This window comes from Salmonella sp. SAL04162 (assembly GCF_046551535.1).
Lineage (GTDB): Bacteria > Pseudomonadota > Gammaproteobacteria > Enterobacterales > Enterobacteriaceae > Salmonella > Salmonella enterica.
Genome location: NZ_JBGDVX010000011.1, coordinates 77,565 through 103,513, shown reverse-complemented (window position 1 = coordinate 103,513; position 25,949 = coordinate 77,565). Strand labels below are relative to the sequence as shown.

27 protein-coding genes are annotated in these 25,949 nt (G+C 52.7%); 19 read left to right on the top strand and 8 right to left on the bottom strand.

Features of this window, described 5'->3' with window-relative positions:
- Positions 1-2: 2 nt before the first annotated feature.
- Genes ACLJRH_RS19815 through hisP form a run of 3 tightly spaced genes read left to right on the top strand, consistent with a single transcriptional unit; the run spans position 3 to position 2,180 of the window.
- Positions 3-689, top strand: coding sequence for a histidine ABC transporter permease HisQ (locus ACLJRH_RS19815; RefSeq protein ID WP_000965498.1), 687 nt, complete (start codon positions 3-5; stop codon positions 687-689).
- Positions 686-1,393: a histidine ABC transporter permease HisM gene (gene hisM / locus ACLJRH_RS19810; RefSeq protein WP_000569771.1), complete on the top strand. Its 708-nt coding sequence runs from the start codon at positions 686-688 to the stop codon at positions 1,391-1,393. The genes ACLJRH_RS19815 and hisM overlap by 4 nt, the downstream gene beginning before the upstream one ends.
- A 13-nt stretch (positions 1,394-1,406) precedes the next feature.
- On the top strand, positions 1,407-2,180 hold the full coding sequence (hisP, locus tag ACLJRH_RS19805) for a histidine ABC transporter ATP-binding protein HisP (RefSeq protein WP_023136745.1): 774 nt from the start codon (positions 1,407-1,409) through the stop codon (positions 2,178-2,180).
- A gap of 51 nt (positions 2,181-2,231) precedes the next feature.
- Here the strand turns inward: hisP and ACLJRH_RS19800 are convergent, their stop codons facing one another.
- Both ACLJRH_RS19800 and yfcG read right to left on the bottom strand, forming a co-directional pair.
- The gene (locus tag ACLJRH_RS19800; protein ID WP_001166272.1) at positions 2,232-3,125 is read right to left on the bottom strand and encodes a TIGR01777 family oxidoreductase; all 894 of its coding nucleotides are present in this window, start codon (positions 3,123-3,125) and stop codon (positions 2,232-2,234) included.
- Between the two features lie 125 nt (positions 3,126-3,250).
- A complete protein-coding gene (gene yfcG, locus ACLJRH_RS19795) occupies positions 3,251-3,898 on the bottom strand; it encodes a GSH-dependent disulfide bond oxidoreductase (protein ID WP_000566563.1) in 648 nt (215 codons plus the stop codon).
- Between the two features lie 142 nt (positions 3,899-4,040).
- Between yfcG and yfcF the strand changes: the two genes are divergently transcribed.
- From yfcF to yfcD, 3 genes are read left to right on the top strand one after another with little or no spacing between them, the layout of a single operon-like run.
- Entirely contained in the window at positions 4,041-4,685 is a 645-nt protein-coding gene (gene yfcF, locus ACLJRH_RS19790) for a glutathione transferase (protein ID WP_000043010.1), read from the top strand.
- A 55-nt stretch (positions 4,686-4,740) separates the two neighbouring features.
- Positions 4,741-5,292: a phosphodiesterase gene (yfcE, locus tag ACLJRH_RS19785; RefSeq protein ID WP_023136746.1), complete on the top strand. Its 552-nt coding sequence runs from the start codon at positions 4,741-4,743 to the stop codon at positions 5,290-5,292.
- Between the two features lie 56 nt (positions 5,293-5,348).
- Positions 5,349-5,903 (top strand): NUDIX hydrolase YfcD, encoded by a 555-nt coding sequence (yfcD, locus tag ACLJRH_RS19780; protein ID WP_000230214.1) that lies wholly within the window; start codon positions 5,349-5,351, stop codon positions 5,901-5,903.
- Between the two features lie 5 nt (positions 5,904-5,908).
- Here yfcD and ACLJRH_RS19775 read toward each other — a convergent pair whose 3' ends face one another.
- Positions 5,909-6,928 (bottom strand): LacI family DNA-binding transcriptional regulator, encoded by a 1,020-nt coding sequence (locus ACLJRH_RS19775; protein ID WP_000026949.1) that lies wholly within the window; start codon positions 6,926-6,928, stop codon positions 5,909-5,911.
- A gap of 252 nt (positions 6,929-7,180) precedes the next feature.
- Between ACLJRH_RS19775 and ACLJRH_RS19770 the strand changes: the two genes are divergently transcribed.
- The 5 genes from ACLJRH_RS19770 (at position 7,181) to ACLJRH_RS19750 (ending at position 11,162) form a co-directional block, all read left to right on the top strand.
- A complete protein-coding gene (locus tag ACLJRH_RS19770) occupies positions 7,181-7,624 on the top strand; it encodes a PTS sugar transporter subunit IIA (RefSeq protein WP_023136747.1) in 444 nt (147 codons plus the stop codon).
- A gap of 80 nt (positions 7,625-7,704) precedes the next feature.
- Positions 7,705-7,977: a PTS sugar transporter subunit IIB gene (locus tag ACLJRH_RS19765; protein WP_000699818.1), complete on the top strand. Its 273-nt coding sequence runs from the start codon at positions 7,705-7,707 to the stop codon at positions 7,975-7,977.
- Between the two features lie 20 nt (positions 7,978-7,997).
- Positions 7,998-9,389, top strand: a complete 1,392-nt coding sequence (locus ACLJRH_RS19760) for a PTS ascorbate transporter subunit IIC (protein ID WP_001518515.1) — start codon at positions 7,998-8,000, stop codon at positions 9,387-9,389.
- Positions 9,386-10,216: a transketolase gene (locus ACLJRH_RS19755; RefSeq protein WP_001103265.1), complete on the top strand. Its 831-nt coding sequence runs from the start codon at positions 9,386-9,388 to the stop codon at positions 10,214-10,216. The genes ACLJRH_RS19760 and ACLJRH_RS19755 overlap by 4 nt, the downstream gene beginning before the upstream one ends.
- On the top strand, positions 10,209-11,162 hold the full coding sequence (locus tag ACLJRH_RS19750; protein ID WP_023136748.1) for a transketolase family protein: 954 nt from the start codon (positions 10,209-10,211) through the stop codon (positions 11,160-11,162). The genes ACLJRH_RS19755 and ACLJRH_RS19750 overlap by 8 nt, the downstream gene beginning before the upstream one ends.
- 48 nt (positions 11,163-11,210) lie before the next feature.
- Here ACLJRH_RS19750 and yfcC read toward each other — a convergent pair whose 3' ends face one another.
- From yfcC to ackA, 3 genes are all read right to left on the bottom strand, one after another.
- Entirely contained in the window at positions 11,211-12,731 is a 1,521-nt protein-coding gene (gene yfcC / locus ACLJRH_RS19745) for a putative basic amino acid antiporter YfcC (protein WP_023136749.1), read from the bottom strand.
- Positions 12,732-12,948: 217 nt separating this feature from the next.
- Complete coding sequence (gene pta / locus ACLJRH_RS19740; protein ID WP_000086690.1) at positions 12,949-15,093, bottom strand: phosphate acetyltransferase; 2,145 nt, start codon at positions 15,091-15,093, stop codon at positions 12,949-12,951.
- 76 nt (positions 15,094-15,169) lie between these two features.
- Entirely contained in the window at positions 15,170-16,372 is a 1,203-nt protein-coding gene (gene ackA / locus ACLJRH_RS19735; RefSeq protein ID WP_000095689.1) for an acetate kinase, read from the bottom strand.
- Positions 16,373-16,711: 339 nt separating this feature from the next.
- On the opposite strand from ackA, the gene yfbV reads away from it, so the two are divergent.
- The 4 genes from yfbV (at position 16,712) to ACLJRH_RS19715 (ending at position 20,317) form a co-directional block, all read left to right on the top strand.
- Positions 16,712-17,167, top strand: a complete 456-nt coding sequence (yfbV, locus tag ACLJRH_RS19730; protein WP_000106617.1) for a terminus macrodomain insulation protein YfbV — start codon at positions 16,712-16,714, stop codon at positions 17,165-17,167.
- Between the two features lie 82 nt (positions 17,168-17,249).
- Positions 17,250-17,744, top strand: coding sequence for a YfbU family protein (locus tag ACLJRH_RS19725; RefSeq protein WP_000426135.1), 495 nt, complete (start codon positions 17,250-17,252; stop codon positions 17,742-17,744).
- On the top strand, positions 17,737-18,414 hold the full coding sequence (locus ACLJRH_RS19720; protein ID WP_001555201.1) for a sugar phosphatase: 678 nt from the start codon (positions 17,737-17,739) through the stop codon (positions 18,412-18,414). Before ACLJRH_RS19725 ends, ACLJRH_RS19720 begins: the two co-directional genes overlap by 8 nt.
- 76 nt (positions 18,415-18,490) lie before the next feature.
- Complete coding sequence (locus ACLJRH_RS19715) at positions 18,491-20,317, top strand: SLC13 family permease (RefSeq protein ID WP_001012861.1); 1,827 nt, start codon at positions 18,491-18,493, stop codon at positions 20,315-20,317.
- A 105-nt stretch (positions 20,318-20,422) separates the two neighbouring features.
- Here the strand turns inward: ACLJRH_RS19715 and yfbR are convergent, their stop codons facing one another.
- Both yfbR and alaA read right to left on the bottom strand, forming a co-directional pair.
- On the bottom strand, positions 20,423-21,022 hold the full coding sequence (gene yfbR, locus ACLJRH_RS19710) for a 5'-deoxynucleotidase (protein WP_000813882.1): 600 nt from the start codon (positions 21,020-21,022) through the stop codon (positions 20,423-20,425).
- 93 nt (positions 21,023-21,115) lie between these two features.
- A complete protein-coding gene (gene alaA, locus ACLJRH_RS19705; protein ID WP_000074540.1) occupies positions 21,116-22,330 on the bottom strand; it encodes an alanine transaminase AlaA in 1,215 nt (404 codons plus the stop codon).
- Between the two features lie 932 nt (positions 22,331-23,262).
- On the opposite strand from alaA, the gene lrhA reads away from it, so the two are divergent.
- The 4 genes from lrhA to nuoB all read left to right on the top strand — a co-directional run bounded on the left by lrhA (position 23,263) and on the right by nuoB (position 25,949).
- A complete protein-coding gene (gene lrhA, locus ACLJRH_RS19700) occupies positions 23,263-24,201 on the top strand; it encodes a transcriptional regulator LrhA (RefSeq protein ID WP_023136804.1) in 939 nt (312 codons plus the stop codon).
- 79 nt (positions 24,202-24,280) lie between these two features.
- Complete coding sequence (locus ACLJRH_RS19695; protein WP_001121022.1) at positions 24,281-24,433, top strand: hypothetical protein; 153 nt, start codon at positions 24,281-24,283, stop codon at positions 24,431-24,433.
- 394 nt (positions 24,434-24,827) lie between these two features.
- The gene (gene nuoA / locus ACLJRH_RS19690) at positions 24,828-25,271 is read left to right on the top strand and encodes an NADH-quinone oxidoreductase subunit NuoA (protein WP_000062993.1); all 444 of its coding nucleotides are present in this window, start codon (positions 24,828-24,830) and stop codon (positions 25,269-25,271) included.
- A 15-nt stretch (positions 25,272-25,286) separates the two neighbouring features.
- On the top strand, positions 25,287-25,949 hold the full coding sequence (nuoB, locus tag ACLJRH_RS19685; protein WP_000386728.1) for an NADH-quinone oxidoreductase subunit NuoB: 663 nt from the start codon (positions 25,287-25,289) through the stop codon (positions 25,947-25,949).

Genomic DNA, 25,949 nt, shown 5'->3' with positions numbered 1-25,949 from the left:
GCATGTTGTACGGGTTTTCAGGCGTAATTTTACAGGGCGCGATCGTCACGCTGGAACTGGCGCTCAGTTCCGTGGTGCTGGCCGTGCTTATCGGTCTTGTCGGCGCGGGGGCGAAGCTTTCGCAAAACCGGGTAACGGGGCTTATTTTTGAAGGATACACCACCCTGATTCGCGGGGTGCCGGATCTGGTCTTAATGCTGCTGATATTTTACGGATTGCAAATCGCGCTTAACGTGGTGACCGATTCGCTGGGTATCGACCAGATAGATATTGATCCGATGGTGGCCGGTATTATCACCCTTGGTTTCATCTACGGCGCCTATTTTACCGAAACCTTTCGCGGCGCGTTTATGGCGGTGCCGAAAGGCCATATCGAGGCGGCGACGGCCTTTGGTTTTACCCACGGGCAAACCTTCCGGCGGATTATGTTCCCGGCGATGATGCGTTACGCCCTGCCGGGGATCGGCAATAACTGGCAGGTGATACTCAAAGCGACGGCGCTGGTGTCGCTGCTGGGCCTGGAAGATGTCGTCAAAGCCACGCAGCTTGCCGGCAAAAGCACCTGGGAGCCTTTCTATTTTGCCGTGGTCTGTGGACTCATCTACCTGGTATTTACCACCGTTTCCAATGGTGTGCTGCTCTTACTTGAGCGTCGCTATTCCGTGGGCGTGAAGAGGGCCGATTTGTGATTGAGATCATTCAGGAGTACTGGAAATCCCTGCTGTGGACGGATGGCTATCGTTTTACCGGCGTGGCGATTACGCTGTGGCTGTTAATTTCATCGGTGGTGATGGGCGGTCTTCTGGCGGTGATTCTGGCGGTAGGCCGCGTTTCCAGTAATAAATTCATCCGTTTTCCCATCTGGCTGTTTACGTATATTTTTCGCGGCACGCCGCTGTACGTACAGCTACTGGTGTTCTATTCGGGAATGTATACGCTGGAGATAGTCAAAGGCACCGATCTTCTTAACGCGTTTTTCCGCAGCGGACTGAACTGTACCGTACTGGCGCTGACGCTGAATACCTGCGCGTACACCACGGAAATTTTCGCCGGGGCGATTCGCTCGGTGCCGCACGGTGAAATTGAAGCGGCACGGGCCTATGGCTTCTCGTCATTTAAAATGTATCGCTGCATTATTTTGCCGTCGGCATTACGCATCGCCTTGCCTGCCTACAGCAACGAAGTGATTTTAATGCTGCACTCTACGGCGCTGGCGTTTACCGCGACGGTGCCGGATTTGTTGAAAATCGCCCGCGATATTAACTCAGCGACTTACCAGCCGTTTACCGCGTTTGGCATTGCCGCCGTGTTGTATTTACTCATTTCGTATGTCCTGATAAGCCTGTTCCGTCGGGCGGAAAGACGCTGGTTGCAGCACGTGTCCTCTAAATAATTCGAGTAACATGATGTCAGAAAATAAATTACACGTTATCGATTTGCACAAACGCTACGGCGGTCATGAAGTGCTGAAAGGGGTATCGCTGCAGGCCCGCTCCGGAGATGTGATTAGCATTATCGGCTCGTCCGGCTCCGGTAAAAGTACTTTTTTGCGCTGTATTAACTTCCTCGAAAAACCGAGCGAAGGCGCGATTATCGTGAACGGTCAGAACATTAATCTGGTCCGCGATAAAGACGGGCAGCTCAAAGTGGCGGATAAAAATCAGCTACGCTTGTTGCGTACCCGCCTGACGATGGTGTTTCAGCACTTCAACCTCTGGAGCCACATGACGGTGCTGGAAAATGTGATGGAAGCGCCGATTCAGGTACTGGGATTAAGCAAGCACGACGCGCGCGAGCGGGCGTTGAAATATCTGGCGAAGGTGGGGATTGATGAGCGCGCTCAGGGCAAATATCCCGTCCATCTCTCCGGCGGCCAACAGCAGCGCGTTTCTATTGCGCGTGCGCTGGCGATGGAGCCTGACGTTTTACTGTTCGATGAACCCACATCGGCACTCGATCCTGAACTGGTCGGCGAAGTGTTGCGCATCATGCAACAACTGGCGGAAGAAGGCAAAACGATGGTGGTGGTCACGCATGAAATGGGCTTCGCTCGCCATGTCTCTTCGCACGTTATTTTTCTGCATCAGGGGAAAATTGAAGAAGAGGGTGATCCGGAGCAGGTGTTCGGCAATCCGCAAAGCCCGCGTTTACAGCAATTCCTGAAAGGCTCGCTGAAATAAAAGAAGCCCGGCGGCGCATCGCTTACCGGGCAGGATACGGCGCTTTGGGAACTAGCGAATCACATCCGCCAGCGCCTCTTCTAAATCATACCAGCGAAATGCGAATCCGGCGGCTTCAAGCCGTTTTGGCAGCGCCCGCTGTCCGCCCAGCACCAGCACTGACGACTCTCCCATCAATAAGCGAATTGCCGTCGCCGGAATGCGAATAATCGCCGGACGGCGCAGCGCGCGACCCAGCGCATGAGCAAAATGCTCATTATGGACGGGATACGGCGAGACCATATTGAAGGGACCGCGAAGATCGTTATCCAGCAGCCACAGGATGCCGTTGACCATATCGTCGATGTGAATCCAGGCCAGATATTGTCGACCATTACCCACCGGACCGCCGAGCCCGAGGCGAAACGGCGGAACCATTTTCCCCAGAATCCCGCCTTGCGGCGCCAGGACAACGCCGGTACGCAGCAGGCAGACGCGGGTCTGGTCGCTCTGCGCACGACAGGCAATCTGTTCCCAGCGGGCGCAAAGTTTATGCGTAAATTCGTTGTGCGGCGGCTCATCTTCAGTGACGACAGCGTCGCCCAGATCGCCGTAATAGCCCGTGGCGGAGCCGGATATCAACACCGAGGGCGGCGTTGCGCTGGCATGAATTAAATCCACCAACTTTTGCGTGATAGCCCAGCGGCTTTGGCACAACCGTTCTTTTTGTTGCGACGTCCAGCGCTTGTCGGCAATCGGTTCGCCCGCCAGATTGATGATGGCATCAATCTCATTGAGGTGCTCACGTTCCGCCAGCCCTTTCCATAATGTCACTCTGGAATCGAGAATCTGACGCGCGTTATCGGGATTGCGCGTAACGACCGTCACCTGATGCCCCAGTGTTAGCAGCCGGGGAATGAGATGACGCCCTATCAGGCCCGTACCGCCGGTAATCAGAATCTGCATATGACCTCCAGAGTAGGGAGGATTTCCTCTTCCCTAATGTCAGGTTTTTAATACGAATAAGGGTGCCGGACGCAGGTTTTTTCCGTGTATACACCTCTACATCATACATGATGTATGCTACCGCGTTACGCTTTCGTACTGTTACAGTGCAGTTGCGCTTGTAACAGTGCGCGCGCTGTCGCAGGACGCGTGCGAATGCGTTCAAACCAGTTATACACCGCCGGGTAGGTATCAAGATCGATTCGCTGACGCTGATGTGCGTTAACCCACGGCCAACTGGCGATATCCGCAATACTGTAGTGGTCGCCGCCCAGCCACGGGGAGGTTTCCAGGCGTTTATTCAGGACGTTGTATAAGCGTTGCGTTTCAACCTGATAGCGTTCAATCGCATAGGGGATGGCCTGCGGCGCAAAGTGGTTAAAGTGGTGATTCTGGCCCAGCATCGGCCCTAACCCGCCGACCTGCCAGAACAGCCATTGCAGCGTGGTATGGCGTTCACGCAGCTCCCCGCTAAGCAGTTTGCCGCTTTTTTCCGCCAGGTAGAGAAGAATTTCGCCGGATTCAAAAAGACTAAGCGGTTGACCGCCGTCTGCCGGGGCGTGATCGACGATGGCAGGAATTTTATTATTGGGAGAGATAGCCAAAAAATCAGGGCGAAACTGATTGCCCTTGCTGATATCTACTTTTAGCAAACGATACGCCAGCTCCGCCTCTTCCAGAAACAGCGTTATTTTATGCCCGTTGGGCGTGGGGGCGTAGTAAAGGTCAATCATTTTGGCTCCTGCATGTGCGTAAAGAGTCTGGGCTGAATTAAGTATAGAAAGCCTCCTGATGTGTGTGAGTTTTCATCAGGTGACAGCAGGCGAAAGACGCTATATTTTGGGAAGAAACCTAATACGCCCTCAAGAGGACATTATGAGTAAGCCTGTTATTGTGCTGTGGTCGGATGCGAACTTTTTCTCTCCCTACGTCTTGTCCGCCTGGGTGGCATTACAAGAAAAAGGGCTTTCCTTTACTCTGAAAACCCGCGATCTGGACCAGGGAGAACATCTGCAACCTGGCTGGCGGGGATATGCGCTGACGCAGCGCGTACCGGTGCTTGAGGCCGACAATTTTGAGCTGAGCGAGTCGTCCGCTATTGCGGAATACCTGGAGGAGCGTTTCGCGCCGCCGCAGTGGGAGCGTATCTACCCGCACGATTTACAAAAACGCGCCCGCGCGCGACAGATTCAGGCGTGGCTACGCAGCGATTTACTGCCGCTTCGCGAAGAACGGCCTACCGACGTGGTGTTTGCCGGGGCGAAAAAAGCGCCGCTAAGCGAGGCTGGAAAAGCCAGCGCGGCAAAACTGTTTGCGACGGCTGAAGCGCTATTGGGGCAGGGGACGCAAAATTTATTTGGTGAATGGTGCATTGCCGATACCGATCTGGCATTGATGATCAATCGTCTGGCGCTGCATGGCGATGACGTGCCGGCGTCGCTGGCGGCGTATGCGACATTCCAGTGGCAGCGTGCTTCCGTACAGCGTTTTATTGCGCTTTCCTCGAAGCGTTCAGGCTGAAAATCTATTCATATTCCAGTATCATAACGCCGTTTTTCACAACGAGGAGTGAGCGATGAAACTGATGTTCGCATCGGACATTCATGGTTCTTTACCCGCCACGGAACGCGTGCTTGAGCGGTTCGCGCAAAGCGGCGCGCGTTGGCTGGTGATATTAGGCGATGTCCTTAACCACGGGCCGCGCAATGCGCTGCCTGAAGGCTATGCGCCCGCCCAGGTCGCCGAACGCCTGAACGCGGTGGCGACGCAAATCATTGCCGTGCGCGGCAACTGCGATAGCGAAGTGGATCAGATGCTGCTGCATTTCCCGATAACAGCGCCGTGGCAGCAAATATTGACGCAAGAGAGGCGGCTATTTTTAACGCATGGGCACCTCTTCGGGCCGACGAATCTGCCCGCTCTGCATACTGGCGATGTGTTGGTCTATGGTCATACGCATCTGCCGGTGGCGCAACAGCAGGAAGGACTGTATCACTTTAATCCTGGGTCAGTGAGCATCCCGAAAGGCGGGTATGCGGCAAGCTACGGTATTCTGGATAATAATGTGTTGAGCGTAATCGCACTCAATGATCAAAGTATCATTGCGCAGGTTGCAATTAACTCGTAATTTACCTCACAAACGTAAATGCGCCGTAAGAGCGCCAGAAATAAGAAGGTTTCCTGATGGTGGAACAGCGTCGTTTGGCAAGTACGGAATGGGTGGATATTGTGAATGAAGACAATGAAGTCATTGCACAGTCCAGCCGGGAACAGATGCGTGCGCAACGCTTACGGCATCGTGCGACGTATATCGTCGTTCATGATGGTATGGGTAAAATTCTGGTGCAGCGTCGTACCGAAACAAAAGATTTTTTGCCCGGTATGTTAGATGCTACCGCAGGCGGCGTGGTCCAGGCTGATGAGCAGCTACTGGAATCTGCCCGCCGCGAAGCGGAAGAAGAGTTGGGTATTGCAGGCGTGCCGTTTGCCGAACACGGTCTGTTTTACTTTGAAGACCCACATTGCCGGGTTTGGGGCGCTCTGTTTAGCTGCGTTTCCCACGGGCCTTTCGCGCTTCAGGAAGATGAAGTCAGCGAAGTGTGTTGGCTGACTCCGGAGGAGATCACCGCGCGCTGTGATGAGTTTACGCCGGACTCGCTCAAAGCGCTGGCGCTGTGGATGACCCGCAACGCCAAAAACGAAGCCGCGCTCCAGGAGAAACCGGAAGAGACGGAATAAGCGTTTTAGCAGCTTTCCCGCATACATAAACTGGAGGCGATGGATTTTCGATCGCTCCAGTTTCCCTGATTTAACCTTTCCAACAGCGCCCGTCCGGCTTCACTGCCAATCTTACGGTGCGGTACGGCCATTGTGGTTAACGGCGGCTGGCAGACCCGGCTGACATCGCTATCGCCAAACCCGACCACTGCTAAATCGTCCGGAACTTTGATCCGCCGTCGTTGGCACTCGTATAACGCGCCGCAGGCCAGCTCATCCGATACGCATACCAGCGCGTCCAGCTCCGGCCACGCCAGTAAAAACTCCGGCAGTTGCGACGCGCCGGTAGAAAAATTGGGCGGCAAGGCGGCATTAATCACCCGGTTTGGCGACATATGGTGGCGAAGCATCGCTTTGTACCAGCCGTGCAGATGTTGCTGAAAAATCCACTGCTCCTGATTGGCGCATAGTAGCCCGATATTCTGATAACCGCGCTGAATCAGCATTTCCGTCAGCTCATACATTGCCGCAACGTTATCAATACCGATATTCATATCAATAGGATCGCTGCGAATCGCGCCCATCTCCATCACCGGGATAGAGGCATTTTTCAGCCACTGGCGCACGGTAGTGCTATGTTCGACGCTAAGCAGAATCGCCGCGGCAATGTTGGAGGCCAGCAGCGTTTCGAGCAGCTTCTCCTCTTGTTCCACGCGATGCTGCGATTCCGCCAGCATAATCTGGTAGCCTGCGGGCTGTAAAATTTGTTGCAGCCCGGCGAACATTTCAGAACACCCCGCTTCCGCAAGGTTCGGTACGACCATCGCGATGGTGTGCGAGGAGGCAGACGCCAGCGCGCTGGCGGCGAGATTAGGCATATAGCCCAGCTCATGCACTGCCGCTTCGATTTTTTCCCGGAGTTTATCAGAGACCTGTTCCGGCGTGCGTAAGGCTCGTGATACGGTCATCGTGCCTACACCAGCAAGTTGGGCTACATCGGCGATAGTCACTTTACCGGTACTGCGCCGTTTACGGGGTATCGACATACAAATTCCTGCGTCATTACAACATGTTGAGATGCTTTTTTATTGTCGTTCTTTGCTTCGCATAATTGGCAGTATACGCCTTAAATCCGCTTTTTTGCTGTGATTTCACACCATGATTTTAATTTGATAGCGCTATCACAATTCTGAGTAATAGTCGCTGGTAGCGCTATCTTTGTGATAACGATCGCAGCTAATATCGAATGGCTTGAATAAAGTTTGTTCATAATTTCATACACCGTGGGGGCGAATAACATGCTGGGAACCTGGTTATCTGACGCAACCATCACGCTACAGGAGAGCGTGGAAACGTGGCCGCAGGCGCTGGAAATTTGCGGCAAACCCCTGCTGGACGCAGGTGTTATCGCACCGGAATACATTACGGCGATTGTTCAGCAGCACCAAAAGCTTGGGCCGTATTATGTATTAGCGCCAGGGTTAGCGATGCCGCATGCGAGGCCGGAAGAGGGGGCGAAAGGGTTAGGTTTATCGTTACTGAAACTACAGCGCGGCGTTTCATTTGGCGCAGACGAATTCGATCCGGTTGACATCATTATTATGCTGGCGGCGCCTGATCAGCACAGTCATATCGAAATGATATCGGCGCTGGCGGAATTATTTTCCAGTGATGTAGATATGGAAAAATTACATCAGGCAAAAAACCTGGAGGACATTAAAACGATTATTGACCGTTTCTGATTTTATTCCATTTTCTTGCGGTAAATAACATTGCGCCCGTGCGTGATGCAGACCAACTCTACTTTTAAAAGGTGACAATAATGAAAATCATGGCAATTTGCGGTTCCGGCCTGGGTAGTAGTTTTATGGTAGAAATGAACATTAAAAAAGTATTAAAGAAACTCAATATTGACGCTGAAGTGGAACACTCCGATCTCTCATCGGCCACGCCCGGGGCCGCCGATCTTTTTGTAATGGCCAAAGATATTGCGGCCAGCGCTAGCGTACCGGAAAGCCAACTGGTGGTGATCAATAACATCATCGACATCAACGAACTGGAAACGCAGCTGCGCGCATGGTTCGCTAAACAATAATTATTGCTGGCGAGGTGGATATGTTTATCCTTGAAACGCTGAATTTTGTTGTTGATATTTTAAAAGTGCCCTCGGTGCTTGTAGGATTAATTGCGCTGATTGGTCTGGTGGCGCAGAAAAAAGCATTTTCCGATGTGGTAAAAGGCACGATTAAAACCATTTTAGGTTTTATTGTGCTTGGCGGCGGCGCAACCGTACTGGTGGGTTCATTAAATCCGCTAGGGGGTATGTTTGAACACGCTTTTAATATTCAGGGCATTATTCCTAATAATGAAGCGATAGTTTCAATCGCGCTGGAGAAATATGGCGCGTCCACGGCGTTAATTATGGCATTTGGTATGGTGGCCAATATTGTCGTGGCGCGCTTTACGCGTCTTAAATATATCTTTTTGACCGGGCATCACACCTTTTACATGGCCTGTATGATTGGCGTAATCCTGACCGTGGCGGGGTTTGAGGGCGTAGGGCTGGTCTTCACCGGATCGCTGATCCTGGGGCTGGTGATGGCCTTCTTCCCGGCGTTGGCCCAACGTTATATGAGGCGGATTACCGGTACCGATGACATTGCGTTTGGTCACTTCGGTACCCTGGGATATGTGCTTTCCGGCTGGATTGGCAGCCTGTGTGGTAAAGGCTCCCGCTCCACGGAAGAGATGAACCTGCCGAAAAACCTCAGTTTTTTACGCGACAGTTCTATCTCGATTTCGCTGACCATGATGATTATCTATCTGATCATGGCAGTCAGCGCAGGGCGTGAGTATGTCGAAGCGACGTTTAGCGGCGGGCAAAACTATCTGGTGTACGCCATCATCATGGCAATCACCTTCGCCGCCGGCGTATTCATCATTCTGCAAGGCGTCCGTCTGATTCTGGCGGAAATTGTTCCGGCCTTTACCGGATTTTCAGAAAAACTGGTGCCAAACGCGCGTCCGGCGCTGGACTGCCCGGTGGTGTATCCCTATGCCCCTAACGCGGTACTGATTGGCTTCCTGTTCAGTTTTCTCGGCGGGCTGGTGGGGCTGTTCCTGCTTGGACAGATGAAGCTTGTGTTAATCCTGCCAGGCGTTGTGCCGCACTTCTTTACCGGCGCGACCGCAGGCGTCTTTGGCAATGCCACCGGCGGTCGCCGCGGGGCGATGATCGGCGCATTTGCTAATGGTCTATTAATCACTTTCCTGCCAGTGCTGTTACTGCCGGTTCTCGGCGCGATCGGCTTCGCCAATACCACGTTCTCGGATGCTGACTTTGGCGTAATCGGTATTTTGCTGGGCAACCTGGCGCGTTATCTGTCGCCGATGGCTATCACGGGGCTGGTGGTGGCGCTATTCGCGCTACTGGTGGCGTACAACGTGTTGGCCAAAAACAAAAAAGCGAATGCCGAAGTGCAGGAAAATAGCGGAGCGAAAGAATGAACGTAACCGAAATCACCCAACTGGCGCGCGACATTCGCGTCGCCACGCTCAAATCCTTAAACCATCTTGGCTTTGGTCACTATGGCGGCAGCATGTCGGTAGTGGAGACTCTGGCGGTTCTGTACGGCGCGGTGATGAAAATCGACCCTGCCGACCCGGACTGGCCGGAGCGCGATTACTTCGTGCTGTCGAAAGGCCATGCGGGCCCCGCGTTGTACAGTACCCTGGCGATTAAAGGCTATTTCCCGCGCGAAGAGCTGAATACGCTTAACCAGAACGGCACCCGTCTTCCCAGCCATCCGGATCGGCTAAAAACGCGCGGCGTGGACGCCACGACCGGCTCACTGGGACAGGGCATCTCTATTGCGGGCGGAATGGCTTTGTCGCATAAACTGGCGCGGCGACCCAACCGGGTATTTTGCATTGTCGGTGATGGGGAGCTCAATGAAGGGCAGTGCTGGGAGGCGTTTCAGTTTATTGCCCACCATCGCCTGAATAATCTGACCGTTTTCATTGACTGGAACAAACAGCAGCTTGACGGCGAGCTGGAGGAGATTATCAATCCATTCGATCTGGAAGGGAAATTCCGCGCGTTTGGTTTCGATGTCGTCACAGTCAAAGGCGATGATATCGCCGGACTACTGGCGGTGGTTCAGCCTGTGCCGCCCGCCGATGCCCAGCCACGGGTTGTGATCCTTGACAGCATTAAAGGGCAGGGGGTGCCATGCCTGGAGCAGTTAACGAATTCTCACCACTTACGCCTGACGGATGGCATGAAGCAGACGCTCAATGAGGCCATTCATCAACTGGAGGTCATGCATGATTAAGCTTGCGCCCGCAGGGCTTAAAGACGATATCGAAATGCGCAAAGTTTACGCCGGTTTTGTCGCCGGGCAGATTGAGGCCGGAAGCCCAATTATTGCGCTTGAGGCTGATTTAATGAGCTCAATGGCGATGGACAGCGTGGCGCGTGACTACCCGCAGCATGTCATTAACTGCGGTATTATGGAGGCGAATGTGATTGGCACTGCGGCGGGGCTGGCGCTGACCGGTCGTAAACCGTTTGTGCATACTTTTACCGCTTTTGCCAGCCGCCGCTGTTTTGATCAGCTTTTTATGGCGCTGGATTATCAGCGTAACAACGTCAAAGTGATCGCCTCCGATGCCGGAGTGACAGCGTGCCATAACGGCGGCACCCATATGTCTTTTGAAGATATGGGGATTGTTCGCGGGCTGGCGCACTCCGTAGTACTGGAGGTGACGGATGCGGTGATGTTCGCGGATATTTTACGCCAGCTAATGGACCTGGACGGTTTTTACTGGCTACGTACCATCCGTAAGCAGGCGCGGAGTATCTATGCGCCAGGCTCTACCTTTACCATTGGCAAGGGCAACGTACTGCGCGAGGGCGATGATATTACGCTTATCGCCAACGGCATTATGGTGGCGGAGGCGCTGGAGGCGGCGCGCCAACTGGAGCAGGAAGGCGTGAGCGCCGCAGTCATTGATATGTTCACCTTAAAGCCTATCGATCGCATGTTGGTGAAAAACTACGCGGAAAAAACGCGGCGTATCGTCACGTGTGAAAACCACAGCATCCATAATGGACTGGGATCAGCGGTGGCGGAAGTGCTGGTGGAAAACTGCCCGGTGCCGATGCGCCGTGTTGGCGTCAAAGATCGTTATGGGCAGGTAGGAACGCAGGATTTCTTACAACAAGAGTACGGACTCACCGCCGAAGCGATTGTAGAAGCCGCGAAATCACTGCTTTAATCATGGAGATATTGCCGGATGGCGCTGATGCTCATCCGGCATTTTAGATCAATGATATCCCATCATCTGCGCGCCAATGACGACCACGCTGGACATAATAAACAGTAGTCCCAGCAGCGACGCTCCCACTTTCAGCCAGTTGCGAAAATCGACCCGGCACACGCCCAGCGTGGCCATCAGCGAAGCTGATGTCGGATAGATAATATGGCTGAAGCCATCGCCAAACTGGAAGGCCAGAACAGTCACCTGACGGTTAACACCGACCAGATCGCCGAGCGGCGCCAGTAATGGCATGGTTAATGCCGCCTGACCCGAACCGGACGTGACAAAGAAATTAAATACCGCCTGGAAGAGCAGCATAAACCAGGCGGCGATAGCATTATTAAGCCCGCTGATGCCATGCGCGATATTGTTAAGCAGCGTATTGAGCACGCTGGGTTCCCCGGCTTCGCCGTTGCCGACCAGCAGCAGAATGCCTTTGGCAAAACCTACCAGCAAGGCGGGCGCGATCATCATCCTCGCCCCTTCGGTGAATGAGGACGCCATCACGTTGACCGTCATACCGTTGAGGCGGAAGATAACGCCGATGAGGCCGATCACCACGCCCATGGTGAAAAACTGGCTGGCGATCTCCGGAATAAACCAGGCGTGGACAATCACACCCCAGACGACCCAAATCATTACGCCGGTCAGGACCAGCAGTACCAGCCAGTCACCGAAGGTGAAAGGGCGCTGGACGACTTCATCCTGCTGTTCGCGGAAATAGCGATCGGATTCGTGGACGCGGGAAAGCCGCGGATTCTTTTTCACGCGTGAGGCGTAGACCAGCGTAAAAACCAGCCCAATCAGCGTGGCGACAATCCAGACCACAATACGCAGCCCGGAGCCGGAAAGTACCGGCACGCCGGCAATCCCCTGGGCGACGACTACGCAGAAAGGGTTCATCCACGAACTGGCAAAGCCAATTTGGGTGGCGATATAGGTCACCAGGACGGTGGTAATGCTGTCATAGCCCAGCCTGACCATCAGCGGGGCTATGATAATTGCAAAGGCGACCGCCTCTTCGCCCATGCCAAATACGGCGCCCCCTAACGAAAAGAGGACAAATAGCACCGGAATAAACAGGACTTCGTTGCCCCGCGTGTGGCGAATAAGCGCCAGAATGCCGTTATCCACGGTGCCGGTACGCATCACGATGCCGAATGCGCCGCCAATCACCAACATAAACATAATGATGCCGACGGCAGTGCCGAATTTCGATCCGGATGTTAACCCTTCAAACGGAAAATTCATCAGCCCTGGTCTTTCATCGCCGGTAGTGAAAAATTGTACGCGATGATACTGCGCTTCCCCGGCCTCATTGGTCACAATGCGAAAAGAGTGCGGGTCGACGACTTTGCGGGTTTTTGTCTGACCATCGACCTGATACTGCACTTCCTGGCTATCAAACATCCCAACGGGGACGACCCAGGTGGCGATACTGGTTAAAATGGCGACAAAAAAGATGATGACCAGCGTATCGGGCATTGCCCATTTTCTGGCTGTTTTTGATTCTGTAACGACAGACATGACAGACTATCCCTGTTGCAAAGCAAAGAGGCTAAGTATGAGAAGAAGGGAATAGTTATTCATTGATGCAGCGCAGTTAAGCAAAAAATTCCGCTTTGCAGGGTAAATAGCAGAATGCCGGATGGCAATGCTAACGCGTCTTATCCGGCCTACAACGGTATTTCACCTGTAGGCCGGACAAGGCGTTCACGCCGCCATCCGGCATTGGCTTTTACTGTTACTGCTGCTGTTGAGAAGCCTGGATCGCCGTCAGGGCGATGGTGTAGACGATATCGTCAACCAGCGCGCCACGGGACAGGTCGTTCACCGGCTTGCGCATACCCTGCAGCATCGGCCCGATGGAGATCAGGTCGGCAGAACGCTGTACCGCTTTGTAGGTGGTGTTACCGGTGTTCAGATCCGGGAAAATGAACACGGTAGCGCGACCCGCAACCGGCGAGTTCGGCGCTTTAGATTTCGCTACGTCAGCCATGACCGCGGCGTCGTACTGCAACGGACCGTCGATCATCAGGTCAGGACGTTTTTCCTGCGCCAGACGCGTCGCTTCACGTACTTTCTCTACGTCGCTGCCCGCGCCAGAGGTGCCGGTGGAGTAGGAGAGCATTGCCACACGCGGTTCGATGCCGAAGGCAATGGCGGAATCCGCAGACTGAATCGCGATTTCTGCCAGCTGCTCTGCAGTCGGGTCTGGGTTGATTGCGCAGTCGCCGTAAACGTAAACCTGTTCCGGCAGTAGCATAAAGAACACAGAAGAGACCAGGGAGCTACCCGGCGCCGTTTTAATAAGCTGCAGCGGCGGACGGATGGTGTTGGCGGTGGTATGAACCGCGCCGGAAACCAGGCCGTCGACTTCGTCTTGCTCCAGCATCAGCGTGCCGAGCACCACGTTGTCTTCCAGCTGTTCGCGGGCAACCGGTTCGGTCATGCCTTTGCTCTTACGTAGCTCAACCAGGCGAGCGACATAGCTTTCACGCACCACTTCCGGATCGACGATTTCAATACCTGCGCCCAGCTCAACGCCCTGAGATGCCGCGACGCGGTTGATTTCATCCGGGTTGCCCAGCAGTACGCAAGTGGCGATGCCGCGTTCAGCGCAGATTGCCGCCGCTTTGACGGTACGCGGTTCGTCGCCTTCCGGCAGCACTACGCGTTTACCGGCTTTACGCGCCAGCTCAGTCAGTTGGTAGCGGAACGCCGGCGGAGAGAGACGACGGCTACGCTCGGAAGTGGCGGTCAGCGACTCGATCCAGTCAGCGTTAACGTAGTTCGCGACGTATTCCTGAACTTTCTCGATGCGCTCATGGTCATCAACCGGGACTTCCAGATTGAAGCTTTGCAGGCTCAGTGAAGTCTGCCAGGTGTTGGTGTTCACCATAAAGACCGGCAGACCGGTGGCGAATGCGCGTTCGCACAGTTTAGAAATGCGCGCGTCCATTTCATAGCCGCCGGTCAGCAGCAGGGCGCCGATTTCTACGCCGTTCATCGCGGCCAGGCAAGCTGCGACCAGTACGTCCGGACGGTCAGCGGAGGTCACTAACAACGATCCTGCGCGGAAATGTTCCAGCATATGCGGAATACTACGCGCGCAGAACGTGACGGATTTAACGCGGCGGGTTTTGATATCGCCTTCGTTAATGATGGTGGCGTTCAGGTGACGCGCCATATCGATAGCGCGGGTCGCAATCAGGTCGAAACTCCACGGCACCGCGCCCAGAACCGGCAGCGGGCTGGATTCCTGCAGTTTAGCAGGATCGATTTTGATCACCTGCGCTTTGGAAGAGTCGTCAAAGATCTCCGACAGATCCGGGCGAGTACGGCCTTGTTCATCAACCGGCGCATTCAGTTTGTTGATGATAACGCCGGTGATGTTGGTGTTTTTCGCGCCGCCGAAGCTGCTGCGCGTCAATTCGATACGCTCGTTCAGCTGTTCTGGCGTGTCGGTCCCCTGAGACATGACAAAAACGATTTCCGCATTCAGCGTTTTCGCGATTTCATAGTTCAGAGACTGAGCGAACTGATGTTTACGGGTCGGAACCAGACCTTCAACCAGCACCACTTCCGCGTCTTTGGTATTCGCATGGTAGTTCGCGATGATCTCTTCCATCAGCACGTCTTTCTGGTTGCTGGAGAGCAGAGATTCAACGTGGCTCATCTTCAGCGGTTCAGCCGCCGGCAGGGTAGAGTTCGCGCGAACGATAGTGGTGGTCTGGTCAGGCGCATCGCCGCCAGCGCGAGGCTGGGCGATAGGCTTAAAGACGCTCAGACGAACGCCTTTGCGTTCCATAGCACGGATGACGCCGAGGCTGACGCTTGTCAGGCCGACGCTGGTTCCGGTAGGGATCAGCATAATAATACGGGACACGGTTTATCCTCTTTCGTTACCGTCTTTTGGAGACGGGTTACAAAACAGCACCGCCAGCGAGGCTGGCGGTGTCAAATCAGGCAGTCAGACGGCTCGCGTCCTGCGCGATAACCAGTTCTTCGTTGGTTGGGATCACCACCGCCGGACGGGTACCTTCTTTGTTGATGAAACCAGATTTGCCGAAGCGGGCCGCCAGGTTACGTTCGTGGTCGACTTCAAAGCCCAGCACGCCCAGTTTACCCAGAGACAGTTCGCGAACCATCGCGGCGTTTTCACCGATACCGCCGGTGAACACGACTGCATCCAGACGACCGTCCATCAGAGCGGTGTAAGAACCGATGTACTTCGCCAGGCGGTGGCAGTAAACGTCCATCGCACGTTTAGCGTCTTCTTTGGTGGCGTAGTTGTCTTCAACATAACGGCAGTCGCTGGTCACTTCAGTCAGACCCAGCAGACCGGACTCTTTGGTCAGCATTTTGTTGATCTGATCCACGCTCATGCCCAGAGTGTCGTGCAGGTGGAAGATAATCGCAGGGTCGATATCGCCGGAACGGGTACCCATGACCAGGCCTTCCAGCGGGGTCAGACCCATAGAGGTATCCACGCATTTACCGTTACGGATAGCAGAAACAGAACCGCCGTTGCCCAGGTGGCAGGTGATAATGTTCAGTTCTTCTACCGGCTTGTTCAGCATTTTTGCCGCTTCCTGAGTTACATAGAAGTGGCTGGTGCCGTGTGCGCCATAGCGACGAACGCCGTGTTCTTTATACAGGCTGTACGGCAGGGCATACAGGTAAGATTCTTCCGGCATGGTCTGATGGAAGGCGGTATCGAATACTGCAACGTTTTTATCTTTCAGCTGCGGGAAAGATTTCAGCGCTTCGGCGATACCAATCAGGTGAGCCGGGTTATGCAGCGGTGCGAAAGAGGCGGAATCTTTGATGCCCTGAATGACGGACTCATCAATGACTACGGAACTGGTATACTTCTCGCCGCCGTGTACGATACGGTGACCAATTGCAGTTAACTGCGCAGACAGTTCTGGTTTTTGTGCCAGAATAGTGTTAACGATAAAGTTCAGCGCTTCACTGTGAGCGGCGCCTGCACCTAAAGCCGCTTCTTGTTTACTGCCGTCCATTTTCCATTTGATGCGTGCTTCTGGCAGATGGAAACATTCGGCTAAACCAGAAAGGTATTCATCACCATTAACTGCATCAATAATTGCAAATTTCAGTGAAGAACTACCGCAGTTCAGAACCAGTACTAACTTACTCGACATGGAAGTACCTATTTATGATACGTGGCTAAAAAAACGTCAGTGAGCCATAGAGCGTAGCGCATGATAGCCCTGACATTTATGATTAACATCATGCGCAGGAGTTTTTTTGGGCATGATGGAAGAAATACCTTTGAGTCTATGCCATTTTGCGTATTTTTCAGCCAATGGCATACTATGTGTAATATTGACGACTCAATGATTTTAAACTACCGGCCTTTGACAGGCCGACACAGGATACCTGATAGTGGGTATCGAAGACAAAATGTTTTGAACGTTGTCCCTCGCAGTTGTTGTTTTGCACAAATTTTTTAAATTTTATATGTGAAGTTGAGGTAGGCCATGTCGACACCGGATAATCGCTCCGTAAATTTTTTTAGCTTATTTCGCCGGGGGCAGCACTACGCGAAGACGTGGCCGATGGAAAAACGGCTGGCGCCCGTTTTCGTCGAAAACCGCGTCATTCGTATGACGCGCTATGCCATACGATTTATGCCGCCTGTCGCCGTTTTTACATTATGCTGGCAGATAGCGCTGGGCGGTCAGTTAGGTCCGGCCGTGGCGACCGCCCTGTTCGCCCTGAGCTTACCTATGCAGGGATTATGGTGGTTAGGGAAACGTTCCGTGACGCCGTTGCCGCCTTCAATCCTTAACTGGTTTTACGAAGTTCGCGGTAAATTGCAGGAGGCTGGACAAGCGCTGGCGCCGGTAGAAGGAAAGCCGGATTACCAGGCATTAGCTGACACGCTTAAGCGCGCCTTCAAACAACTGGATAAAACTTTCCTGGATGATTTGTAATTGACCCCGGATTACGCATATAAAAGAAGGCATACCAATGCCTTCTTTTTTTCATCGCCATAGCGTGATACAGGAGTTCAAAATGGAAATGACCAACGCGCAACGTCTGATTTTGTCTAACCAGTACAAAATGATGACGATGCTCGATCCCACCAACGCCGAGCGTTACCGTCGCTTACAAACAATTATTGAACGCGGCTACGGCCTGCAGATGCGCGAGCTGGATCGCGAGTTTGGCGAGCTGACGGAAGAGACCTGTCGTACCATCATCGATATTATGGAGATGTACCATGCGCTGCACGTCTCCTGGACCAACCTCAAAGATACGCAAGCCATCGACGAACGTCGCGTCACCTTCCTGGGGTTTGACGCCGCGACGGAAGCGCGTTACCTCGGCTATGTCCGTTTTATGGTGAATATAGAAGGACGCTACACTCACTTTGACGCCGGGACGCACGGCTTTAATGCCCAGACGCCGATGTGGGAAAAATACCAGCGGATGTTGAATGTCTGGCATGCCTGCCCGCGTCAGTACCACCTGAGCGCGAATGAAATCAATCAAATCATTAATGCCTGAGGAGGCTCGCGTGCAGTGTAAAGGTTTTCTGTTTGATCTGGATGGAACGTTGGTTGACTCATTACCTGCCGTCGAACGCGCGTGGTGTAGCTGGGCCGATCGTTTTAACCTTGCTCATGATGAGGTGCTGGGCTTTATTCATGGCAAACAGGCGATCACCTCGTTGCGGCATTTTATGGCGGGTAAATCGGAGGCGGAAATTGCCGCTGAGTTTACGCGCCTGGAGCAAATAGAAGCCACTGAAACCGCAGGGATCACCGCGTTGCCGGGGGCAGTCGATTTACTCAATCACCTGAATAAAGCGGGCATTCCGTGGGCTATCGTCACCTCCGGTTCAATGCCGGTCGCGCGTGCGCGCCATCAGGTCGCGGGCCTTCCAGCGCCAGAGGTGTTTGTCACCGCCGAACGAGTCAAACGCGGCAAACCGGAGCCGGATGCGTATTTGCTGGGCGCACAACTGCTTGGCCTGGCCCCTCAGGAGTGCGTCGTAGTAGAAGATGCCCCGGCTGGCGTGCTGTCCGGACTGGCTGCGGGCTGCCACGTCATTGCGGTCAATGCGCCGGCCGACACGCCGCGTCTGGCGGATGTTGATTTTGCGTTGGATAGCCTGACGCAATTATCGGTCGCTAAACAACCAAACGGCGATGTGGTGGTGTTAAGAAAGACCTGATCATGATATCGCCCCGCTTTGGCGGGGCATATTTATGGCAGAATCTCGTTATCTTCTCATCTGACAAGGATATGTTGTGAACGGTGAATTGATTTGGGTTCTCTCTTTACTGGCGATTGCCGTCGTGTTGTTTGCGACGGGCAAAGTACGTATGGATGCGGTGGCTTTATTCGTCATTGTTGCTTTTGTCCTTAGCGGTACCTTGACCCTTCCGGAAGCCTTCTCCGGCTTTAGCGATCCGAATGTCATTCTTATCGCCGCCTTATTTATTATTGGCGACGGCCTCGTGCGCACCGGCGTTGCTACGGTGGTCGGTACCTGGCTGGTTAAAATGGCGGGCAGCAGTGAAATCAAAATGCTGGTTTTACTGATGATCACTGTCGCCGGACTTGGCGCTTTCATGAGTTCAACCGGCGTGGTGGCGATTTTTATCCCCGTTGTTCTTAGCGTTTCTATGCATATGCAGACCTCGCCTTCGCGCCTGATGATGCCGCTGAGTTTTGCCGGGCTTATCAGCGGAATGATGACGCTGGTGGCGACGCCGCCGAACCTGGTGGTTAACAGTGAACTGCTGCGTGAAGGCCTGCACGGGTTCAACTTTTTTAGCGTGACGCCGCTGGGGGTAGTGGTGTTGGCGCTCGGCATTGTTTATATGCTGGTGATGCGCTTCATGCTAAAAGGCGATGCGCCCGGACAACAGGCCGGTAAGCGGCGCACTTTCCGCGATCTTATCCGCGAGTACCGTCTGACGGGGCGCGCTCGCCGTCTGGCGATTCGCCCCGGTTCGCCGATGGTGGGACAGCGACTGGACGACCTTAAACTGCGCGAACGTTACGGCGCCAATGTCATCGGCGTTGAACGCTGGCGGCGCTTTCGGCGGGTTATCGTCAATGTGAACGGCGTATCGGAGTTTCGCGCTCGCGACGTTCTGCTGATTGATATGTCGGCGGCGGAGGTTGACCTCAGAGAGTTCTGCGCCGAGCAACTGCTGGAACCGATGGTATTGCGAGGAGAATATTTTTCCGATCAGGCGTTGGATGTCGGGATGGCGGAAATTTCGCTTATTCCGGAGTCGGAACTGATTGGCAAGTCGGTGCGTGAAATCGCCTTCCGTACACGTTACGGGCTGAATGTGGTCGGCCTGAAACGCGACGGCGTCGCGCTGGAAGGGTCGCTGGCCGATGAGCCGTTATTGATGGGCGATATCATTCTGGTCGTGGGGAACTGGAAGTTAATCAGCCTGCTGGGGCAAAAAGGCCGCGACTTTGTGGTGCTGAATATGCCGGTCGAGGTCAGCGAAGCCTCTCCTGCGCACAGCCAGGCGCCGCACGCCATTTTCTGCCTGGTACTGATGGTGGCGCTGATGTTGACCGATGAAATTCCCAACCCGATCGCGGCGATTATCGCCTGCCTGCTGATGGGAAAATTTCGCTGTATTGATGCTGAAAGCGCGTATAAAGCGATCCACTGGCCGAGTATTATCTTGATTGTGGGTATGATGCCGTTTGCGCTGGCGTTGCAAAAAACCGGCGGCGTCTCTCTGGTCGTGCAAGGGTTAATGGATATCGGCGGCGGCTATGGGCCGTATATGATGCTGGGATGCCTGTTCGTGCTGTGCGCCGTCATAGGACTGTTCATTTCTAACACGGCAACGGCGGTGCTGATGGCGCCGATTGCGCTGGCGGCGGCGAAATCGATGGGGGTGTCGCCCTATCCGTTTGCGATGGCGGTGGCGATGGCGGCCTCCGCCGCCTTTATGACGCCGGTTTCATCGCCGGTCAATACTCTGGTTCTGGGGCCGGGAAACTATAGCTTTAGCGATTTTGTGAAGCTTGGCGTGCCGTTCACGCTTATTGTGATGGCGGTTTGTATTGTGATGATTCCGATGTTGTTTCCGTTTTAACCCCAGACAGGAAAAGGCCTGATGGCGTTGCGCTTATCAGGCCTACGGATATCACGCTACGTCCAGGCCGGATAAGACGTTGACGTCGTCATCCGGCACAACCGTTTAAAGCGGTGAATCCTGGCTTATCTCGTCAAGAGAGAGATGGAAACTTGGTACGAACACCGCCATAAAATAGTCCATCTCCTGGCTGCGACGTAATTCCAGCGTTTTTTCCAGCCGCGTTTTTGCCAGTCCAAACTCATTGTTTCCCGCCGATAGCTCCTCCAGGCATTTCAGGTAGGCGCAAAGCGCATCGGCCTGTTTTACGATTGCCTGTTCTTCTTCGCTCCAGGCATTCTCATCAATAAGCGGTGCGAAAATATCGCGCAATTCATCCGGCGCCATATCAACCAGCTTTTGCTGGGCGATTTTTTCGATCGCTTTATATTCCTGGGCTATCTGGGAATTAAAATATTTTACCGGCGTCGGCAGATCGCCGGTCAGTACTTCCGAGGCATCATGATACATCGCCAGAAGCGCGATGCGTTCAGCATTGAGCTGACCGCCAAATTTACGGTTTTTTATCGCCGCCAACGCATGGGCGACCATCGCCACCTGCAGACTATGTTCGGAGACGTTTTCCGTACGCACGTTACGCATCAGCGGCCAGCGGTTAATCAACTTCATGCGGGAGAGATGGGCGAAAAAATGGCTCTGCTTCATAGATTACCTTTTGTTTTCACTGCGGCAAACTTCATTGTGCGGGGAGGGAGATGAAGATGCAATTCAGGCTACCGAAGTAGCCTGAATTTAAGATTATTGATGGTAACCTGAGAGGAATCGCCCAAAGCGGTTGATGGCCATCTCCAGGTCATCTTCACGCGGTAGCGTCACAATGCGGAAGTGATCCGGCCACGGCCAGTTAAAGGCGGTACCTTGCACCAGCAGCACCTTTTCCTGTAGCAGGAAGTCCAGCACCATCTTCTGGTCGTCGTGAATATTAAAACGTTTAGCGTCGATCCTGGGGAACATGTACAACGCGCCGCGCGGTTTTACGCAGGAAACGCCGGGGATATCGTTAATCAACTCCCAGGCGCGGTTACGCTGTTCATACAGTCGGCCGCCCGGCAGAATAAATTCGCTAATGCTTTGATAGCCGCCGAGCGCGGTCTGAATAGCATGTTGCGCCGGGACGTTGGCGCACAGGCGCATTGAGGCTAACATCTCCAGTCCTTCAATATAGCCCTTCGCATGTTTTTTCGGCCCGTTCAGCACCATCCAGCCCTGGCGGAAGCCGGCGACGCGATAGGTTTTAGACAACCCATTAAAGGTGATGGTCAGCAGATCAGGCGCCAGTGCGGCGATAGAGTGATGCTCGGCATCGTCATAGAGAATCTTGTCATAAATTTCATCGGCGAAGATGATGAGATTATGCTCGCGCGCAATGTTGACAATTTCCATCAACAATTCTTTAGAATAGACGGCGCCAGTAGGGTTGTTTGGATTAATAATGACAATACCACGCGTACGTGGGGTGATTTTGGCGCGGATATCGTCAAGGTCCGGGAACCAGTCGGAAGATTCATCGCAAAGATAATGTACCGCCTTGCCGCTGGAGAGCGATACCGCCGCTGTCCATAACGGATAATCGGGCGCGGGAACCAGCATTTCATCGCCACTGTTAAGCAACGCCTGCATCGCCTGAACGATCAGCTCGGAAACGCCGTTACCGATATAGATATCTTCCACGGTTACATCGCGCATTCCACGGGCCTGATAATGCTGCATAATTGCTTTACGGGCGGAATAAAGCCCTTTCGAGTCGCAATATCCTTGCGCCGTCGGCAAATTACGAATGACATCGACCAGAATTTCGTCCGGCGCTTCGAATCCGAAGGGGGCGGGGTTGCCGATATTCAGTTTAAGAACTTTATTACCTTCTTCCTCAAGGCGTTTCGCTTCTTTCAGAACGGGGCCACGAATGTCATAACAGACATTTTCGAGTTTGCTGGATTTTTCAATGGGGGACATGAATCTTGACCTTTTAGCTGTTATTGCCACTCCCTGCCGTGGAAGTCAGCACGAAACAATGTACTCCCACGACGGTGAGTTTTGAAGAGTGAACAGAAGAAGATTTTGTTTATTTTTAACGCGCTTTCGTACTGTTTAAAACTTCATAAAATCATTTGGTTAGATGCATTTTCTATTTTTGTCTGTATGTATAGTGTTTTATTCTATGTGATTGCGAGTAATGTGGTTTTTTATGTTGTTAGAAATTATCTGTTTTATGAGAGATAAGCATTCATCATTAGTGTCGCGCTGGCTATTTCGGAAATACTGAGTATTAAAGGTAAAATGAGAAGGTTAGACCTTTCCGGCGGCGGGGGGTGTGAAACTATTGTTAAGTATAATTAATGAATGGTAGAAATCTTAATTAATTATTATTTAATATTTAAAAAGCATTTACTAAAGTCGTAATAATATCTTTCTGGTCCGATTAGTATAACATATCCCAGGTTAAGATTATTCGTAATAATACTTATAAATATAGCGGTTTTAGGTTAAGATAATGATCCGAAACGGGGGCGTAGTCTGCGTTGTCTGCTAATTTTCATGACGCGATTTCATACATAACCTATTGTTCAATATATTGTTTTTGTATCTGTGCGTCTCGGTAAACTATTTGACGCTTGTTACAAGATTTACACGTCCATCATTAGCAGAAATCTGTAGACGCCTAAAGGTATGACACATTCTCTTTGATATATCCCGATCAGTTGCATTTGGTATTATATCAGTAAGTAAGAGAAGTGTTTTGGTCGTATTTTCAATTACATTCTAACATTTACCTGGGTAACCAGGCGGTACTGCGAAGGATGCACATTACAAATGGAATTGCTTGTTTCTGAATGCACAGCATTAACCAGGTCAGCCCGATATGACCCGCCAGTAAGTGAAAAATTATGATAAATGCAAATCGTCCGATAATTAACCTCGATCTCGATCTGCTGAGAACGTTCGTGGCCGTTGCCGATCTGAACACCTTCGCCGCGGCGGCGGCGGCGGTATGTCGTACTCAGTCTGCGGTCAGTCAGCAAATGCAGCGTCTTGAGCAACTCGTGGGAAAGGAATTGTTCGCCCGCCATGGTCGTAACAAACTTTTGACCGAACACGGTATCCAGCTTCTGGGGTACGCCAGAAAAATCCTGCGTTTTAATGATGAGGCGTGTTCATCATTAATGTTCAGTAATCTTCAGGGAGTGTTAACAATCGGCGCTTCTGATGAATCAGCTGATACTATCCTGCCTTTTTTGCTTAGCCGAATCAGCTCGGTTTATCCGAAACTCGCGCTTGATGTACGGGTAAAACGCAACGCCTATATGGTGGACATGGTTAAATCGCAGGAAGTAGATTTGGTGGTGACGACTAACCAACCTAATTCGCTGGACTGTCTGAATTTGCGGACCTCGCCCACCCATTGGTATTGTGCGGCTGAGTATGTTTTGCAAAGGGGAGAGCCCGTACCATTAGTCCTGCTGGACGATCCCAGCCCATTCCGCGATATGGTGCTGGAGACGCTAAATGCAGCGGGTATTCCCTGGCGGCTGGCCTATGTGGCGTCTACATTACCGGCGGTACGCGCGGCCGTTAAAGCCGGTCTTGGCGTAACGGCTCGACCTGTCGAAATGATGAGTCCCGACCTTCGCGTGCTGGGCGCCGCAGACGGATTACCGCCTTTGCCGGATACGGAATATCTGTTGTGCCGCGATCCCAATAGCCAGAACGAGCTGGCGATGGTGATTTTCCATGCGATGGAAAGCTATCAAAACCCATGGCATTACAACCAGTTTTCTGCAGAGGGCGGAGATGATCCGCTGATGGTGGAAGGGGGTTTTGAGTAGCTCGCAGGCAAAAGGCGCTAAGTCGTAAATGTAAAAAAGAGCCGCTGGCGATGAAAAAACGCTCAGTGGCTCTTTTTTTGTGCCCATCTGTACGCGCTTAACCGCACAAATTGTAAAAGTTGCGGTAAATCAGCCAGTAGCGATTCGCAGTTCAATGTGGGTAAAAAATAACCAGAACATCCATTTTATGAATTTGCATGTTAAAAAACTAGAGAAATTGTTGCTGTTTTAGGGGGTGAATTAACAAAAGCGTGTCACAGATCAAGAAAATACTCCCATTTAGGGGGAGGCATCTTCACAAATTCCTGTCAAAATAGGTGTGTGTTATTTCTTTTGCTTCACAACGGACACGATTCAACAACATAAAATCCCCCCTGGCCGAAGAGTCATTTTCTCCAGGATGGCACTTAATGTTAATGGTGATGAATTGATGTAAATTAATGTGAAGGAACTTTTGTTAAAGTTGACAAAAGGTTATAGAAAGGAGTAAAAAACCACATCAATTAGCTGTTTTTATCATTTTCTACAGTAATTGTAGGGTTTTTTTTATTCCTCCCCATGAATCGATGTGGCGCCCATCTGCCGTAAAGAGCAGAGAAACTGGCGCTACTTTTGATGAGTAAGCAATGAGTATGTCAACATCCACTGAAGTCATCGCTCATCACTGGGCATTCGCTATCTTTCTTATCGTTGCCATTGGCCTGTGCTGCCTGATGCTGGTAGGCGGTTGGTTTTTGGGCGGTCGCGCACGCGCGAGGCACAAGAACGTTCCGTTTGAATCAGGTATCGACTCGGTCGGCACCGCCCGCTTACGCTTGTCTGCCAAGTTTTACCTGGTAGCCATGTTCTTCGTTATCTTCGACGTTGAAGCGCTGTATCTGTTCGCATGGTCGACTTCTATCCGCGAAAGCGGCTGGGTTGGCTTTGTGGAAGCTGCAATTTTTATTTTTGTGTTACTGGCTGGTCTGGTTTATCTGGCGCGTATTGGCGCGTTAGACTGGACGCCCGCGCGTTCACGCCGCGAGCGTATGAACCCGGAAACGAACAGTATCGCTAATCGTCAACGCTAACCGCGAGGCATTAAGATGGATTATACGCTCACCCGCATAGATCCTAACGGTGAGAATGACCGTTACCCCCTGCAAAAACAGGAGATCGTAACTGACCCCCTGGAGCAGGAAGTTAACAAAAACGTGTTCATGGGCAAACTGCATGACATGGTTAACTGGGGCCGTAAAAACTCAATTTGGCCCTACAACTTCGGCCTTTCTTGCTGCTATGTAGAGATGGTGACCTCTTTTACCGCAGTGCATGACGTTGCCCGTTTCGGCGCGGAAGTGCTGCGTGCGTCGCCACGTCAGGCTGACCTGATGGTGGTGGCCGGTACCTGCTTTACCAAAATGGCCCCGGTTATTCAGCGTCTGTATGACCAAATGCTGGAGCCAAAATGGGTCATTTCTATGGGCGCCTGCGCCAACTCCGGCGGCATGTACGATATTTATTCGGTAGTGCAGGGCGTTGATAAGTTTATCCCGGTGGATGTGTATATCCCTGGCTGTCCGCCGCGTCCGGAAGCGTATATGCAGGCGTTGATGCTGCTGCAAGAATCGATTGGCAAAGAGCGCCGTCCGCTCTCATGGGTGGTGGGCGATCAGGGCGTGTATCGCGCCAATATGCAGCCAGAACGCGAACGTAAACGCGGCGAGCGTATTGCCGTCACGAACCTGCGTACCCCGGACGAGATTTAA

What these genes read in the sequence shown, in the direction of transcription:
- ACLJRH_RS19760 (WP_001518515.1), top strand. Translation starts at nt 7,998, where the DNA reads ATGTTTATCCTTGAAACGCTGAATTTTGTTGTTGATATTTTAAAAGTG.
- ACLJRH_RS19775 (WP_000026949.1), bottom strand. Translation starts at nt 6,928, where the DNA reads ATGTCGATACCCCGTAAACGGCGCAGTACCGGTAAAGTGACTATCGCC.
- yfcG (WP_000566563.1), bottom strand. Translation starts at nt 3,898, where the DNA reads ATGATTGACCTTTACTACGCCCCCACGCCCAACGGGCATAAAATAACG.
- yfcC (WP_023136749.1), bottom strand. Translation starts at nt 12,731, where the DNA reads ATGTCTGTCGTTACAGAATCAAAAACAGCCAGAAAATGGGCAATGCCC.
- ackA (WP_000095689.1), bottom strand. Translation starts at nt 16,372, where the DNA reads ATGTCGAGTAAGTTAGTACTGGTTCTGAACTGCGGTAGTTCTTCACTG.
- ACLJRH_RS19815 (WP_000965498.1), top strand. Translation starts at nt 3, where the DNA reads ATGTTGTACGGGTTTTCAGGCGTAATTTTACAGGGCGCGATCGTCACG.
- hisP (WP_023136745.1), top strand. Translation starts at nt 1,407, where the DNA reads ATGTCAGAAAATAAATTACACGTTATCGATTTGCACAAACGCTACGGC.
- yfcD (WP_000230214.1), top strand. Translation starts at nt 5,349, where the DNA reads ATGGTGGAACAGCGTCGTTTGGCAAGTACGGAATGGGTGGATATTGTG.
- ACLJRH_RS19765 (WP_000699818.1), top strand. Translation starts at nt 7,705, where the DNA reads ATGAAAATCATGGCAATTTGCGGTTCCGGCCTGGGTAGTAGTTTTATG.
- nuoA (WP_000062993.1), top strand. Translation starts at nt 24,828, where the DNA reads ATGAGTATGTCAACATCCACTGAAGTCATCGCTCATCACTGGGCATTC.
- lrhA (WP_023136804.1), top strand. Translation starts at nt 23,263, where the DNA reads ATGATAAATGCAAATCGTCCGATAATTAACCTCGATCTCGATCTGCTG.
- ACLJRH_RS19720 (WP_001555201.1), top strand. Translation starts at nt 17,737, where the DNA reads ATGCCTGAGGAGGCTCGCGTGCAGTGTAAAGGTTTTCTGTTTGATCTG.
- alaA (WP_000074540.1), bottom strand. Translation starts at nt 22,330, where the DNA reads ATGTCCCCCATTGAAAAATCCAGCAAACTCGAAAATGTCTGTTATGAC.
- nuoB (WP_000386728.1), top strand. Translation starts at nt 25,287, where the DNA reads ATGGATTATACGCTCACCCGCATAGATCCTAACGGTGAGAATGACCGT.
- yfbV (WP_000106617.1), top strand. Translation starts at nt 16,712, where the DNA reads ATGTCGACACCGGATAATCGCTCCGTAAATTTTTTTAGCTTATTTCGC.
- yfcE (WP_023136746.1), top strand. Translation starts at nt 4,741, where the DNA reads ATGAAACTGATGTTCGCATCGGACATTCATGGTTCTTTACCCGCCACG.
- ACLJRH_RS19770 (WP_023136747.1), top strand. Translation starts at nt 7,181, where the DNA reads ATGCTGGGAACCTGGTTATCTGACGCAACCATCACGCTACAGGAGAGC.
- yfcF (WP_000043010.1), top strand. Translation starts at nt 4,041, where the DNA reads ATGAGTAAGCCTGTTATTGTGCTGTGGTCGGATGCGAACTTTTTCTCT.
- yfbR (WP_000813882.1), bottom strand. Translation starts at nt 21,022, where the DNA reads ATGAAGCAGAGCCATTTTTTCGCCCATCTCTCCCGCATGAAGTTGATT.
- ACLJRH_RS19725 (WP_000426135.1), top strand. Translation starts at nt 17,250, where the DNA reads ATGGAAATGACCAACGCGCAACGTCTGATTTTGTCTAACCAGTACAAA.
- ACLJRH_RS19800 (WP_001166272.1), bottom strand. Translation starts at nt 3,125, where the DNA reads ATGCAGATTCTGATTACCGGCGGTACGGGCCTGATAGGGCGTCATCTC.
- ACLJRH_RS19750 (WP_023136748.1), top strand. Translation starts at nt 10,209, where the DNA reads ATGATTAAGCTTGCGCCCGCAGGGCTTAAAGACGATATCGAAATGCGC.
- ACLJRH_RS19755 (WP_001103265.1), top strand. Translation starts at nt 9,386, where the DNA reads ATGAACGTAACCGAAATCACCCAACTGGCGCGCGACATTCGCGTCGCC.